We start from the raw sequence: 14,096 nt of genomic DNA on the forward strand, positions 1-14,096 counted from the left end.
GCCCGCGCTGCGGCTGTCGGGTGCGGTCGGCAGCGACGTGCGCAGCCTGTCGAACCTGTTCAACGCGCCCGGCTTCGTCTGGTCGGCCGCGGCCGGGGTCACGCAGTCGCTGTTCGACGGCGGCCAGGCCCGGGCCCGCGTGAAGGAAGCGGATGCGCGCGCCGATGCGGCGCTGGCCGACTACCGCCAGGCCGTGCTGGCCGCGGTGGTGGAGCTGCGCCAGGCCTATGTCGAACTCGACCTGACGCAGCAGGCGCAGCGCGCCGAGCAGGACCGCGTCGTCGCGCTGGAGCAGGCGCGCCGGCTGGCCGAGCTGGGCTACGCGCATGGCGCGCTGGGCCAGCTCGACCTGCTGGATGCCGAGCGCAATGCCTGGCAGGCGCAGCTGAACGAAGTCACCGCGACCCGCGACCGCCTGATCGGCCAGGTCGCCGCATTCAAGGCGTTGGGCGGCTGAGCCGGTTGGCCCCGAACGCTTTCACCGACACCACCGGAACACAACGAGGAGCAGCATGAAGATCTCTTTCAACCGCCGCCAGCTGGCGGTCGCCATCGGCATCGCGCTGGTCGGCGGCACGGCCCTGACGATGGCCGGCAAGCCGTCCGCCGGACCGGTCGCCGCCAGGCAATCCGCCACGAGTCTGACCGTCGGCGTCACCGCGCCGCAGACCAGCACGCTCGCCCGCACGCTGGCCGCCAGCGGCAGCATCAGCGCCCGGGACGAACTGCTGGTCGGTTCGGACGCTTCCGGCGTGCGCCTGCTGGAGGTGCTGGTCGACGTCGGCAGCGTGGTCCGCCAGGGCCAGCTGCTGGCGCGCGGCGACGATGCGCAGCTGCTCGCCCAGCGCGACCAGCAGGACGCGCAGATCCGCCAGGCGCGCGCCGAGCTGGCGCAGGCCGAGGCCAACCTCGAACGCGCCGAGCGCATCAAGGACTCCGGCGTCTACAGCGTCGAAGCGGTGCAGACCCGCAACACCACCGCCGAGGCGGCCAGCGCCAAGCTGGCCCTGGCGCTGGCGCAGCGCCGCGAGCTCGACGTGCGCATCGCCCACACCCGCGTCGTGGCGCCGGCCGACGGCGTGATCACGCGTCGCAGCGCCACCGTCGGCGCGGTGGTGCAGCCCGGCAACGAGCTGTTCCGGCTGATCCGCGACGGCCAGCTCGAGTGGCTGGCCGAGCTGCCCGGTCATGCGATCGCCCGCGTGCAGCCCGGCGCGCCGGTGCGCGTGAAGCTGGACGACGGCCGCAGCGTCGATGCCACGGTGCGCCTGGTCGAACCGACCATCGACCCGAAGAGCCGCAACGGCCTGGTGCACGTGACGCTGCCGCGCGGCTCGGTGCTGAAGGCCGGCGGCCATGCCGACGGCGAGATCGCGATCGCCGATGCGCCGATGCTGACGCTGCCCGAATCGGTGGTGTTCAGCCGCGACGGCCAGTCCTTCGTGTTCGTGGTCGGCGACGGCGAGGTGGCGCGGCTCACGCGCATCGAGACCGGTGCGCGCCAGCGCGGCCTGGTCGAGGTGACCGGCGGCTTGCAACCCGGCGCCCGCGTCGTCGCCAGCGGCGGCGGCTTCGTGAAGGATGGGGAACGCGTGCGCATCGCAGTCGAGCCCGCAGCGGCTCAACCGCAAGGAGTCCAATCATGATGGAACAGCTGTCGGCCAATTCGATCCGCAAGCCGATCCCGCCGATCATCATCTTCATGCTGCTGGCCTTCGCCGGCCTGCTCGGCTTCCACAAGCTGGGCATCAACCAGTTCCCCGACGTCGACATCCCGGTGGTCACGGTCGCGATCAGCCAGTCGGGCGCCGCGCCGGCCGAGCTGGAGACGCAGGTCACGCGCATCGTCGAGAACGCGGTGGCCACCGTCGGCGACGTATCGCACATCACGTCCACCATCTCCGACGGCGTCTCCAGCACCGCGGTCGAGTTCCAGTTCGGCAAGGACATCGACCGCGCGGTCAACGACGTGCGCGACGCTGTGACGCGCGTGCGCGGCGACCTGCCGGGCGACATCAACGAGCCGGTGATCACCCGCATGACGACCTCGGGCGGGCCGATGCAGACCTTCACCGTCAAGGGCGCCGGCAAGACGCCGGCCGAGCTGTCGTGGTTCGTCGACAACGAGGTGGCCAAGAGCCTGCTGACGGTGCCCGGCGTCGGCCAGGTGCGGCGCGTCGGCGGCGTCGACCGCGAGATCCGCATCGTGCTGCAGCCCGGGCGCCTGAATGCCTACGGCATCACCGCGGCCGAGGTGAGCCGCCAGCTGCGCGCGGTCAACGTCAACGTGCCGGGCGGCAAGGCCCAGGTCGGCGGGCAGGAGCAGAGCATCCGCACGCTGGGCGGCACCAGCAGCGTCGACACGCTACGCGCGATGCAGATCACGCTGCGCGACGGCCGCTCGCTGCGCCTGGCCGATCTCGGCGAGGTGGTCGACGGCACGGCCGACGCGGTGCAGGACGCCTTCGTCGACGGCGAGCGCGTGGTCGCGTTCCAGGTCATCCGCGGCATCGGTTCGTCGTCGGTCGACGTCGCGCAGGCCGTCGAGCACGCGGTCGCGAAGCTGCAGTCGGAGCACCCGCAGGTGCAGCTGGCGCTGTTCAGTTCGACGGTGGAGTTCACGAAGGAGTCGTACGACGCGTCGATCGAGGCGCTGGTGCTGGGCGCGCTGCTCGCGGTGGTGGTGGTGTGGTGCTTCCTGCGCGACTGGCGCGCGACGCTGATCTCGGCGATCGCGATGCCGCTGTCGGTGATCCCGACCTTCTTCTTCATGTCCTGGCTCGGCTTCACGCTGAACCTGATCACGCTGCTCGGGCTGTCGCTGGTGGTGGGCATCCTGGTCGACGACGCGATCGTCGAGGTCGAGAACATCGTGCGCCACATGCGCATGGGCAAGACGCCGATGCAGGCGGCGCTGGACGCGGCCGACGAGATCGGCCTGGCGGTGGTCGCGACCACGCTGGCCATCGTCGCGGTGTTCGTGCCGGTCAGTTTCATGTCCGGCGTGCCGGGGCAGTTCTTCCGGCAGTTCGGCGTGTCGGTGGCGATCGCGGTGGTGATCTCGCTGCTGGTGGCCCGCATGATCACGCCGGTGATGGGTGCCTACTGGCTCAAGCCGCATCACGTGGTCGAGCACGAAGGCCCGGTGATGCGTGCCTACCTGCGCGTGGTGCGCTGGGGGTTGGCGCACCGCAAGCTGACGCTGCTGTCGGGCGTGCTGCTGTTCGCCGGCTCGGTGGCCCTGGTGCCGATGCTGCCGAACGGCTTCATCCCGGCCAGCGACCGCTCGCAGTCGACCATCAACTTCGAGCTGGCGCCGGGTGCGTCGATCGAGCAGACGACGGCCGTGGCCGCGCAGGCGCGCGAGGTGCTGATGCGGCGTGCCGAGGTGCGCCGCATCCTGACGACGATCGGCAACGGCGCGCAGACCGACGCGATGGGCAGCAGCGCCAGCGGCGAGGTGCGGGCCGGTTCGCTGGTGGTGTCGCTGGTGCCGCCAGGCCAGCGCAAGCTGTCGCAGCGCGCGTTCGAGAAGAGCGTGCAGGTGGACCTGCAAGCCATCCCGGGGCTGCGCTTTCGCTTCGGCGGCGGCGAGAGCGGCGAGACGCTGGACGTGATCCTGGTCGGCGACAACCCGAAGACGCTGGACCAGGCCGCCGAGCGTGTCGAGCGCGAGCTGCGCGGCATCCCCGGCGTCGGCAACCCGGCCGCGACCTCGGGGTTGCGTCGGCCCGAGGTGCTGGTCAAGCCCGACCTGGCGCGCGCGGCCGACCTGGGTGTCACGGTGTCCGACATCGCGACCACGGTGCGCGTGGCGACCATCGGCGACACCTCGGCCCAACTGCCCAAGTTCCACCTGGACGAGCGCAGCCTTTCGATCCGCACGCAGCTGGCCACCGCGGCGCGCGGCGAGCTGGACACGCTGCGCCTGCTGCGCGTGCCGACGGCGGACGGCCGCAGCGTCACGCTGGACACGGTGGCACAACTGGAGATGGGCAGCGGCGCGGCGCAGATCACGCGCTTCGACCGGCGCCGCAGCGTCAGCATCAAGGCCGACGTGGCGGGTGCGCCGCTGGGCGAGATCAACGAGGCGATCGCCGCGCTGCCGGCCATCCGCCAGCTGCCGTCGGACGTGAAGCGGGCCGAGTACGGCGACACCGAGCGCATGAACCAGCTGTTCGAGGACTTCGGCATCGCGATGGGGGCCGGCGTGCTGCTGGTGTACTGCGTGCTGGTGCTGCTGTTCCACGACTTCGCGCAGCCGCTGACCATCATGGCCGCGCTGCCGCTGTCGGTGGGCGGGGCGCTCGGCCTGCTGCTGGTGTCGGGCGAGGCGATGTCGCTGCCGGCCACGATCGGCATCCTGATGCTGATGGGCATCGTGACCAAGAACTCCATCCTGCTGGTCGAGTACGCGCTGGTCGCGCTGCACAAGGGCGCGTCGCGGCGCGAGGCGATGCTGGACGCGTGCAGCAAGCGTGCGCAGCCGATCATCATGACGACGGTGGCGATGGGGGCCGGCATGCTGCCGATCGCGCTGAAGATCGGCGCCGACGCCGACTTCCGCGCGCCGATGGCGATCGCCGTGCTCGGCGGCCTGATCACGTCGACCGTGCTGTCGCTGGTCTACGTGCCGGTGGTCTTCACCTACGTCGACGACCTGAAGCGCTGGCTGATCAACCTGGCCACCCCCGTAGCCCGGATGCCAATCCGGGATGCCGAGGTCAAATCAGCCGCGTGATCAACAGCGCCACCAGGCTCAGCAGCACGCTGCTGGTGATCGGAATGAAGAACTCCCGCCCGAACAACCGGAACCGGAAGTCCCCGGGGAGTCTTCCCAGCCCGATCTTCAGCAGCCAGCGCTGCAGCCCGCTGAACAGCAGCAGCGCGATCAGGATCACCAGGAGCCAACGCAGTCCCATGAAGCGCCTCAGAGCGTGTGGCTGCGGTCGCCGTGCGCGAATCCGAGCGGTGCGTTGGTGAACGACGCATCGCATCCCCGCGCCAGCGCGATCACCTTGAACAGCTCGCCCATCTCGTGCTCCAGCAGCAGCTTCTGCGCGTTCGCGCGGGTCTTCAGGTCGGCCGTCGCCAGGTCGTCGACGAGCCCGCAGTTGATCAGGAAGTGCGCCTGCGTCGTGTAGCCCACCACCTCCAGCCCGGCGTCCTGCGCGGTCAGCGCGATGCCGGTGAAATCGACGTGGGCGGTGATGTCCTTCAGCCCGACGTCGACCAGCGGGTCGGCATCGGCGCGGTGCGCCTGGTGGCACATCAGCGTGCCGCCGTGGCGTTGCGGCAGATAGTACTCGGCCTCCGGGAAGCCATAGTCGATGAAGAAGGCCGCGCCGCGCTGCAGCCGGTCGGCCAGCGTCGCGATGAAGGCCCGGGCCTGCGGGTGGATCTCGGTCACGGTGCCGGGCACGTAGGGTGCGTCCAGCGGGGGGCGCAGGTCGGTCGGCCGGTCGCTCCACGCAAAGCCATCGCCGGCCGCGACCACGCCGCGCTCCAGCCACCGGGTTCCATCGAAGTGCAGCAACTGCACCGGCATCGCGTCCAGCACCTCGTTGCCGACCACCACGCCGTGCATCGCGTCGGGCAGCTCCGACACCCAGCGCACCCGCTCGCCGAAGCGCGCCAACCGCAGCTGCTGGCGTTGCCGCAGCGTGCCGGACAGGTCGACGATGGTGTAACAGGTGACCTGACCCGGCAGCGCGTCCAGCAGCTGCTCGGCCAGCGCCCCCGAGCCGGCGCCGAACTCCCACACCTCGCGGCCGTCGCAGGCGCGCAAGGCCTGCGCCACCTGGCGGGCCAGCGCGGCGCCGAACAGCGGCGTCAGCTCGGGCGCGGTGACGAAATCGCTGCCGGACGAGGGCAGCAGGCCGAACTGGCGGTCACCCGCCGCGTAGTAGCCCAGGCCCGGCGCGTACAGCGCCAGCGCCATGAAACGGTCGAAGGGCAGCCAGCCGCCGTCGCGGGCGATGGCCTGGTGGATCAGCGAGGAAAGCGCCGCCGATACACTGCCGGCTGGTGGGGTTTGCATGCCCCGATTGTAGAAAGCCATGTCCGCACGCCCTGTCACCCTGGTCACCGGCGCCGCCCGCCGCCTGGGCCGCGCGATCGCACTCGAGCTGGCGGCGCACGGGCACGACCTGGCCATCCACTGCCGCGGCTCGCGCGACGAAGCGCTCGCCACCGCCGCCGAGGCCGAAAAACGGGGCGTCCGCGCCGCCGTCTTCCCCGCCGACCTGGCCGACGAGGCCGCCTGCCGCGCGCTGGTGCCGGCCGTCTGCGAGCGTTTCGGCCGGCTCGACGCGGTGGTCAACAACGCCTCGACCTTCGCCTACGACAACGTCGACAGCTTCAGCTACGCCGCGATGGAGACCCACTGGCGCGCCAACACCGGCCCGGCGGTGCTGCTGGCACAGGCGCTGCACGCGCACCTGGCGGCGCGCGACGGCCGCGGCTGCGTCGTCAACCTGCTCGACCAGAAGCTGTGGAATCCGAACCCGGACTACCTGTCCTACACGCTGTCCAAGGCCGCGCTGCAGGCCGCGACGGTGCTGCTGGCGCAGGCGCTGGCGCCGCGGCTGCGGGTGTGCGGCGTGGCGCCCGGCGTCACGCTGCTGTCCGGGGCGATGAACGAGGCAGAATTCGCGCAGGCGCACGGGCTGACGCCGCTGCAGCGCTCGTCGACGCCGGACGACATCGCCCATGCGGTGCGCTTCCTGATCGAATCGCCGGCCGTCACCGGCACCACGTTGCTGGTCGATGGCGGCCAGCACCTCTGCGGCCAGTCGCGCGACGTGATGTTCATTGCCAATCCCTCCAAGCCCGTTTGACGGCTCACCCGACATGAATTCGCTCCTGCACCACCCCAGCCTGATGGACTGCCGCCGGCTGTTCCTGCGCGACTACGAGGTGTGGATCAACATCGGCGTGCACGACTTCGAGAAGAAGGGCGAGCAGCGCGTGCTGATCAACGTCGACCTCTACATCCCGCTCGCGCTGTCGACGCCGAAGCAGGACGAGCTGGACGAGGTGCTCGACTACGACTTCATCCGCCGCACCATCGCCGGCCGCGTGAAGCAGGGCCACATCCACCTGCAGGAAACGCTGTGCGACGACGTGCTGGCGCTGATGCTCGCGCACCCGCGCGTGCGGGCGGCGCGGGTGTCGACCGAAAAACCCGACGTGTATCCCGACTGCAAGGCGGTCGGGTGCGAAGTCTTCGGCATCAAGAAGGACCTGTGATGAGTGCGGTACTGGACAACCCCAAGGACGAGGCGAAGCAGGCCTTCGAGATCAACAAGCTGAGCAAGCGCCTGCACCGCCAGGTCGGCCAGGCGATCGCCGACTTCAACATGATCGAGGACGGCGACAAGGTGATGGTGTGCGTGTCGGGCGGCAAGGACAGCTACGCGCTGCTCGACATCCTGCTGAACCTGCAGCAGCGCGCGCCGATCCGCTTCGAGCTGGTGGCCGTCAACCTCGACCAGAAGCAGCCCGGCTTCCCGGACCACGTGCTGCCCGAGTACCTGAAGTCGCGCGGCGTGCCCTTCCACATCGAGAACCAGGACACCTACTCGATCGTCAAGCGCCTGATCCCCGAGGGCAAGACCATGTGCAGCCTGTGCTCGCGGCTACGCCGCGGCATCCTGTACCGCGTGGCCGGCGAGCTGGGCGCGACCAAGGTGGCGCTGGGCCACCACCGCGACGACATGCTGCAGACGCTGTTCATGAACATGTTCTTCGGCAGCCGCCTGAAGGGCATGCCGCCCAAGCTGGTCAGCGACGACGGGAAGAACATCGTCATTCGCCCGCTCGCCTACGTGGTCGAGACCGACCTGGAGCGCTGGGCCGCGCACCGGCAGTTCCCGATCATCCCGTGCACGCTGTGCGGCAGCCAGGAGAACCTGCAGCGGGTGCAGATCAAGCAGATGCTGCGCGACTGGGACAAGCGCTTCCCGGGCCGCATCGACAACATGTTCACCGCGATGGGCAACATCGTGCCGTCGCACATGATGGACCGGAACCTCTACCCGTTCACCACGCTCAAAACCACCGGCGTGCCCGACGCCGGCGGCGACCGGGCCTTCGACGACGACGAGGGCTGCGCACCGGCGCCGGCACCCGCACCCGCGGATGCGGCCGGCGACGCGGTACCCATCAAGCTGCACCTTTGACTGACGGAGGCTCACCATGTGGAAACCTGCCCTGACTTCGGCCCTGCTGGCCACGGCCTTGCTCGGCCTCGGCGGCTGCGCCGGGATGAACGCGGTCGACAGCAACGTTTCCACCTACAGCCAATGGCCGGCGGGGCGCAGCGCGTCGAGCTACGCCTTCGAGCGGCTGCCGTCGCAGCAGGCCCGGGCGATGGAGCAGGAGAAGCTCGAATCGATGGCCCGGCATTCGCTGCAGGTGGCCGGCTTCAGCGAGGCGGGCGACGTGAAGGCGGCCGACTTCACGGTGCAGGTCGGGGCGCGCATCAACCGCTACGACATCTCGCCCTACGACGACCCGCTGTGGTGGCATGGCGGGTTGTACCGGTCGCGCTACGGCTACGGACGCGGGCCGTTCTGGGGCCCGCCCGGCTACTTCGGCCCGCGCTACGTGGACACGACCTACTACGACCGCGAGGTGGCGGTGCTGATCCGCGACCGGCAGTCCGGCCAGGTGGTGTACGAGGCGCGCGCGGCGAACGACGGCACGACGATGGGCAGCGACGCGCTGATCGCGGCGATGTTCGACGCGGCCTTGAAGGACTTCCCGCAGACCGGGATCAACCCGCGCCGCGTGACGATTCAATTGCCGCCGACGTAGCCCGGATGCGAATCCGGGGGGGTGTGTGATCCGGGCTACCGGCCGGTGTCGGCGGCGAGCGCGCGGAAGTCCCCCGCCCAGCCCTTCAGTTTCTTCGCGGCGAACTGTCGCTGCGCGACGCTGGTCGTGTTGTGCAGCTGGGCGCCGAACTCGCAGTTGAAGCGCGTCAGCGTCTCCTGGTAGCTGCGGAAGCCCTCGCGCGGCGAGCGCTGCACCCGCTCGGCAATCGCCCGCAGCGCAAGCTGCGTCTTGTCCATCGTCGGCCGTTCGGCCAGCAGCCGGCGCAGCGTCTGCAGCACGTCCTGCTGGCGCGCCTTGCGCTCGGCCAGCCACAGCTCGGGGTCGAAGGGCGAGGCCATCATCGCGCGCTTCACGCGCTCTTCCTGCGCGTCGTCCAGGTCGCCGTACAGCATCTCGGCCCGCTCCATCGTGCGCTTGATGGTCGCCTTCATCCGGTCCTTCGGGTCTTCCTGCAGGTAGTCGTCGGCATAGTCCTCGTTCACCTTGGCGTAGCGCTTCTCGATGTGCCTGAGCTGATCGGGCGTCAGCGACAGCGCGGTCTCGGCCAGCGCCGGCAGCGCCTGGTCGAGGCCGGTGAACATGCGCGACTCGACCTCGTCGGTCCAGCGGCAGGCCTGGGCGGCCGTGATGGGCTGCTGCAGGTCGGCGGCCAGCTTGTCCAGCCACGCCGCGTAGTCGGGCAGCTGCGTCCTGCGGTTCCAGCGGAACCAGGCGGTGATCGCGTCGCGCACGCGCGGCGTCTGCGCATCGTTGAAGTCGATGTACTTGTCGAGCCACCAGTAGCTCAGGTCGGGGGCCTGGTTGTAGGCCAGCCGCATCGCGCCACACCCTGAAAGCAGGGTGGTCAGCAGCACGAGGATGCCGATAATCACGGACCTGAAAAGAGGACGTTGCATGGCACTCGACATCGTGATCATGGCCGCGGGCAAGGGCACCCGCATGAAATCCGGCCTGCCCAAGGTCTTGCACAAGCTGGCCGGGCGAAGCCTATTGCAGCATGTTCTCGGCACGGCTGCATCCCTGGGGGCGGATCGCATCGTCACCATCACCGGCCATGGCGCCGACGCGGTCGAGGCGGCGGTGCAGGCACCCGGATTGCTCTTCGTGCGGCAGATGCCGCAGCTGGGCACCGGGCATGCCGTGCAGCAGGCGGTGCCGCAGCTGCACGACGAGGGCATCACGCTGATCCTCAACGGCGACACGCCGCTGATCGAGGCGGCGACGGCGCGCGCGCTGGTGGAGGCCAGCGGCGGGACGAAGCTCGCGCTGCTGACCATCGCGCTGGCCGACGCCACCGGCTACGGCCGCATCGTGCGTGCCGGCGAGCAGGTGCGCGCGATCGTCGAGCACAAGGATGCGACGCCGGCGCAGCGCGAGATCCGCGAGGTCTACACCGGCGTGATGGCGGCGCCCACCGCGCTGCTCAGGCGCTGGCTCGCGAATTTGAAGAACGACAACGTGCAGGGCGAGTTCTACCTGACCGACGTGGTCGCGATGGCGGTGGCCGACGGCGTGCCGGTGGTCGCGTCGCAGCCGAAGAGCGAGACCGAGGTGCTGGGCGTCAACAGCCCGCTGCAGCTGGCCGACCTGGAGCGCCGCTACCAGCGCGGCCAGGCCGAGGCGCTGATGGAGGCCGGCGTGCGCCTGGCCGACCCGGCGCGCTTCGACCTGCGCGGCACGCTGCAGTGCGGCAGCGACGTCGAGATCGACGTCAACTGCGTGTTCGAGGGCGAGGTGGCCCTGGGCGACGGCGTGCGCATCGGTGCCAACTGCGTGATCCGCAATGCGCGCATCGCGGCCGGCGCGGTGCTGCATCCGTTCACCCACGTCGATGGCGAGGCGCAGGGCGTGACGGTCGGGCGCGGGGCGCTGGTCGGCCCGTTCGCGCGGCTGCGGCCGGGCGCGGTGCTGGGCGACGAGGTGCACATCGGCAACTTCGTCGAGGTCAAGAATTCGACGCTGGCCAAGGGGGCGAAGGCCAACCACCTGGCCTATCTGGGCGACGCGACGGTGGGCGAGCGCGTCAACTACGGCGCCGGCAGCATCACCGCCAACTACGACGGCGCCAACAAGCACCGCACGGTGATCGGCGACGACGTGCACGTGGGCAGCAACTGCGTGCTGATCGCGCCGGTGGTGCTGGGTGCCGGCGCGACGATCGGCGGCGGCTCGACGATCTCGAAGGACGCGCCCGCCGGGCAGCTGACGGTCGCGCGCGCGAAGCAGGTGTCCCTGGACGGCTGGACCCGCCCCGTCAAGAAAAAGTAGCCCGGATGCCCATCCGGGATCGCGTCAAGCCGTCACCGGCCGGACAAGCGCCAACGCCCAAGCCTCGAACGCCGCCGCCGGCAGCGGTGCGCTGACCAGCTCCCCCTGCAGCTCGTCGCACCCCACGCGCGTCAGGAAATCCTGCTGCGCGATCGTCTCGACGCCTTCGGCGATCACGGTGATGTCCAGGCTGCGCGCCAGCTGCACGATGGCGCGCGCGATGGCCGCCGAATCGTGCTCTTCCGGCAGGTCCTTCACGAACGAGCGGTCGATCTTCATCTTGTCGATCGGCAGCTCCTTCAGGTGCCCGAGCGACGAGTAGCCGGTGCCGAAGTCATCCACCGAGATGCGGATGCCCATGGCCTTCAGCTCGTCGAGCTTGGCCTTCACCTCGCCCAGGTCGTCCATCAGCATGCGCTCGGTCAGCTCCAGCTCGAGGAGCGTGCCCGGCACGCCCTCGTCGCGCAGCAGGTCGGCGATCAGCGCGATGAAGCCGCCGGTCTGGAACTGCACGCTCGACAGGTTGACGGCCACCGGCACGCTGCTGATGCCCTCGTCGTGCCAGCGCCGGGCACAGCGCAGCGCATCGCGCAGCACCCACTGCCCGATCGGCAGCATCAGCCGCTGCTGCTCGGCCAGCGGGATGAAGTGGTCGGGCATCAGCAGCCCGCGCTCCGGGTGGTTCCAGCGGATCAGCGCCTCCACGCCCACCAGCACGCCGTCGCGCGCGCGCACCTGCGGCTGGAAGTGCAGCACGAACTCGCTGCGCTCCAGCGCCTGCGTCATCTGGCTTTCCATCACCAGCGCCGCGAAGGCCGAGCGCGCCATCGCCGGCGTGAAGAACTGGTAGTTCGCGCGGCCGCGCGCCTTCGCCAGGTACATCGCGGTGTCGGCGTTCTTGATCAGCTCGTCGGCCGTCTGGCCGTCGTGCGGGAACATCGAGATGCCGACCGACGGCGTCACCGAGATCAGCCGCCCGTCGGCGTTCACCGGCACCTCGATCGCGGCCAGCAGCTTCTGCGTCGCCTCTTCGACGTCGGCGCGCTGCAGCACCGCCGGCAGCAGCACGACGAACTCGTCGCCGCCGAAGCGCGCCACCAGGTCGGTCGAACGCAGGCACTGGATGATGCGCTGCGCCACCGTCTGCAGCAGCGTGTCGCCGATCAGGTGGCCGAGCGAGTCGTTGACGCGCTTGAAGTGGTCGAGGTCGATGAACAGCAGCGCGAGCTGCGAGTCGCTGCTGCGCGCACCGGTGATGCGGTGCTCCAGCGTCTCCATGAAGCTCATGCGGTTGGGCAGCTGCGTCAGCGCGTCATGGTGCGCCAGGTGGTGGATGCGCTCCTGCGCCGCCTGCCGGTCGCGCAGGTCGCGCACCAGCGTCATGCGCATGCGCTCGCCGTTGCGCAGCATGGTGCGCACCGTGAACTCGACCGGGATGCGCCGCCCGTCCTTGTGGATCAGCACGCTGTCGTAGGTGATCTCGGCCCCGGCCGATTGCGTGGCCGCGGCCTTCGCGAGCTGGTCGGGCGCGATGAAGTCCAGCGTCTGGCGCCCCTTCAGCTCATCGAGCGGGTAGCCGATCAGCGCCAGCGCCGGCGGGTTGGCGTCGGTGATCACGCCGTCCTTGTGGAACACGATGCCCTCGGCGCTGGCCTGCATGAACTTCGCGAGCCGCTCCTCCGATTCGCGCACCGCCTGCTCGGCCAGCCGGTGCTTGGTGATGTCGGAGATCAGCACGAAGGCGGCGGCGGCCTCGCCACCGGCCACCACGTGCGGCAGCAGGTTGACCTCGATCCAGCGGCGCTGGCCGTCGGGGCCGATCAGCTCGCGCTCGTACGACGCGCCGCGGCGCTCGCGCAGCACCTGGTCGACCTGCGGCTGGATGTAGCGCGCGGCCGGCTCGCCGATGATCTCGGCGACGGTGTGGCCGACGATGGACTGCTCGTCCCAGCCGAAGGTGTGGGCATAGAGCTTGTTGGCGAACAGGCAGCGCAGCGTGCTCGCCTGGTAGTAGGCGATCAGCACCGGCACGTTGTCGGCCAGCAGCTGGAACTGGTCGGCGCGCGCGCGGGCCGACAGCTCGGCGCGGTGGCTGTCGGTCACGTCGTGCAGCACGCACAGGTAGTGGCCGGCGTCGGGCAGCCAGCGTGCCTCGCAATCGAGCCAGCAGTAGCCGCCGGTCGATTGCGGCGCGCACTGCATGCGCAGGTTGAGCGCGAAATCGACGCGGCCGATCAGGCGCGTGGCCAGCGTCGCGCGCGATTCGGGGCCGAGCAGCGCCTGCCACAGCAGGCCGGCGTCGACCAGCGACGCGCTGCCGCAGAAATCGGTGAAGGCGCGGTTGCCTTGCAGCACCACGCATTCGGGCGACAGCCGCAGCACCATGCACGGCAGGTGCTCGATGTCGGGCCAGGCGTCAGTCACCGCCGGCCCGCATGTGTTCGAAGGCCAGGCACAGGTCGTCCCAGGCGCGGGCTTTTTCCTCGGGGCTGCGCAGCAGGTAGGCCGGGTGGTAGGTGACGACCAGCGGCACGCCCTGGTAGCGGTGCACCTTGCCGCGCAGGCGCCCGATCGGCTCGCTGCTGCGCAGCAGGCTTTGCACCGCGAAGCGGCCCATCGCGAGGATGATGCGCGGCTTCACCAGCTCGATCTGGCGGATCAGGAAGGGCTCGCACTGCGCGAGCTCCTCGGGCTCGGGGTTGCGGTTGCCGGGCGGTCGGCACTTGAGCGTGTTGGCGATGAACACCTGGCGCGCCGGCTCGGCCTCGCCGCGCGTCAGCCCCAGCGCACGCAGCATGCTGTCGAGCAACTGGCCGGACTTGCCGACGAAGGGCTCGCCCTGCCTGTCCTCCTGTTCGCCGGGTGCCTCGCCGACGACCATCCAGTGGGCCTGCGGGTTGCCGACGCCGAACACCGTCTGCGTGCGGCCGCTGCACAGCTTGCACGCGGTGCAGCCGGCGACGGCCTCGCGCAGCGCGGGCCAGTCC

General features: G+C 70.2%; 13 protein-coding genes. 8 read left to right on the forward strand and 5 right to left on the reverse strand.

What is annotated here, in order from left to right; genetic code table 11:
* From AC1DYN_RS28545 to AC1DYN_RS28555, 3 genes are all read left to right on the forward strand, one after another.
* Window positions 1–457: TolC family protein (locus tag AC1DYN_RS28545; protein ID WP_477965459.1), on the forward strand; the 457-nt coding region annotated here is incomplete at its 5' end.
* A 55-nt stretch (window positions 458–512) separates the two neighbouring features.
* Window positions 513–1,646 (forward strand): efflux RND transporter periplasmic adaptor subunit, encoded by a 1,134-nt coding sequence (locus AC1DYN_RS28550; protein ID WP_477965461.1) that lies wholly within the window; start codon window positions 513–515, stop codon window positions 1,644–1,646.
* Complete coding sequence (locus AC1DYN_RS28555; protein ID WP_477965463.1) at window positions 1,643–4,741, forward strand: efflux RND transporter permease subunit; 3,099 nt, start codon at window positions 1,643–1,645, stop codon at window positions 4,739–4,741. The genes AC1DYN_RS28550 and AC1DYN_RS28555 overlap by 4 nt, the downstream gene beginning before the upstream one ends.
* On the opposite strand, the gene AC1DYN_RS28560 is transcribed toward AC1DYN_RS28555, so the two are convergent.
* Both AC1DYN_RS28560 and AC1DYN_RS28565 read right to left on the reverse strand, forming a co-directional pair.
* Window positions 4,725–4,922, reverse strand: coding sequence for a DUF2905 family protein (locus tag AC1DYN_RS28560; protein ID WP_477965465.1), 198 nt, complete (start codon window positions 4,920–4,922; stop codon window positions 4,725–4,727). The genes AC1DYN_RS28555 and AC1DYN_RS28560 overlap by 17 nt on opposite strands.
* Window positions 4,923–4,930: 8 nt before the next feature.
* On the reverse strand, window positions 4,931–6,040 hold the full coding sequence (locus tag AC1DYN_RS28565) for a class I SAM-dependent methyltransferase (protein WP_477965467.1): 1,110 nt from the start codon (window positions 6,038–6,040) through the stop codon (window positions 4,931–4,933).
* Window positions 6,041–6,059: 19 nt separating this feature from the next.
* Between AC1DYN_RS28565 and AC1DYN_RS28570 the strand changes: the two genes are divergently transcribed.
* Genes AC1DYN_RS28570 through AC1DYN_RS28585 form a run of 4 tightly spaced genes read left to right on the forward strand, consistent with a single transcriptional unit; the run spans window position 6,060 to window position 8,820 of the window.
* Window positions 6,060–6,839, forward strand: coding sequence for an SDR family oxidoreductase (locus tag AC1DYN_RS28570; RefSeq protein ID WP_477965469.1), 780 nt, complete (start codon window positions 6,060–6,062; stop codon window positions 6,837–6,839).
* Between the two features lie 13 nt (window positions 6,840–6,852).
* On the forward strand, window positions 6,853–7,251 hold the full coding sequence (locus tag AC1DYN_RS28575; protein ID WP_477965471.1) for a dihydroneopterin aldolase: 399 nt from the start codon (window positions 6,853–6,855) through the stop codon (window positions 7,249–7,251).
* Window positions 7,251–8,183, forward strand: coding sequence for a tRNA 2-thiocytidine(32) synthetase TtcA (ttcA, locus tag AC1DYN_RS28580; protein WP_477965473.1), 933 nt, complete (start codon window positions 7,251–7,253; stop codon window positions 8,181–8,183). Before AC1DYN_RS28575 ends, ttcA begins: the two co-directional genes overlap by 1 nt.
* A 16-nt stretch (window positions 8,184–8,199) precedes the next feature.
* Window positions 8,200–8,820 (forward strand): DUF4136 domain-containing protein, encoded by a 621-nt coding sequence (locus AC1DYN_RS28585; RefSeq protein WP_477965475.1) that lies wholly within the window; start codon window positions 8,200–8,202, stop codon window positions 8,818–8,820.
* 35 nt (window positions 8,821–8,855) lie between these two features.
* Here the strand turns inward: AC1DYN_RS28585 and AC1DYN_RS28590 are convergent, their stop codons facing one another.
* A complete protein-coding gene (locus AC1DYN_RS28590) occupies window positions 8,856–9,695 on the reverse strand; it encodes a DUF6279 family lipoprotein (RefSeq protein ID WP_477965477.1) in 840 nt (279 codons plus the stop codon).
* Window positions 9,696–9,735: 40 nt separating this feature from the next.
* Between AC1DYN_RS28590 and glmU the strand changes: the two genes are divergently transcribed.
* Entirely contained in the window at window positions 9,736–11,109 is a 1,374-nt protein-coding gene (gene glmU / locus AC1DYN_RS28595; protein ID WP_477965479.1) for a bifunctional UDP-N-acetylglucosamine diphosphorylase/glucosamine-1-phosphate N-acetyltransferase GlmU, read from the forward strand.
* 24 nt (window positions 11,110–11,133) lie between these two features.
* Here glmU and AC1DYN_RS28600 read toward each other — a convergent pair whose 3' ends face one another.
* Window positions 11,134–13,533 carry a putative bifunctional diguanylate cyclase/phosphodiesterase gene (locus tag AC1DYN_RS28600; protein ID WP_477965481.1) on the reverse strand — a complete coding sequence of 800 codons (2,400 nt, stop codon included), beginning with the start codon at window positions 13,531–13,533 and terminating at the stop codon, window positions 11,134–11,136.
* Window positions 13,526–14,096: uracil-DNA glycosylase (locus tag AC1DYN_RS28605; protein WP_477965483.1), on the reverse strand; the 571-nt coding region annotated here is incomplete at its 5' end. The genes AC1DYN_RS28600 and AC1DYN_RS28605, both read right to left, overlap by 8 nt.

It is taken from the genome of Rhizobacter sp. P2_D12 (genome assembly GCF_056404395.1).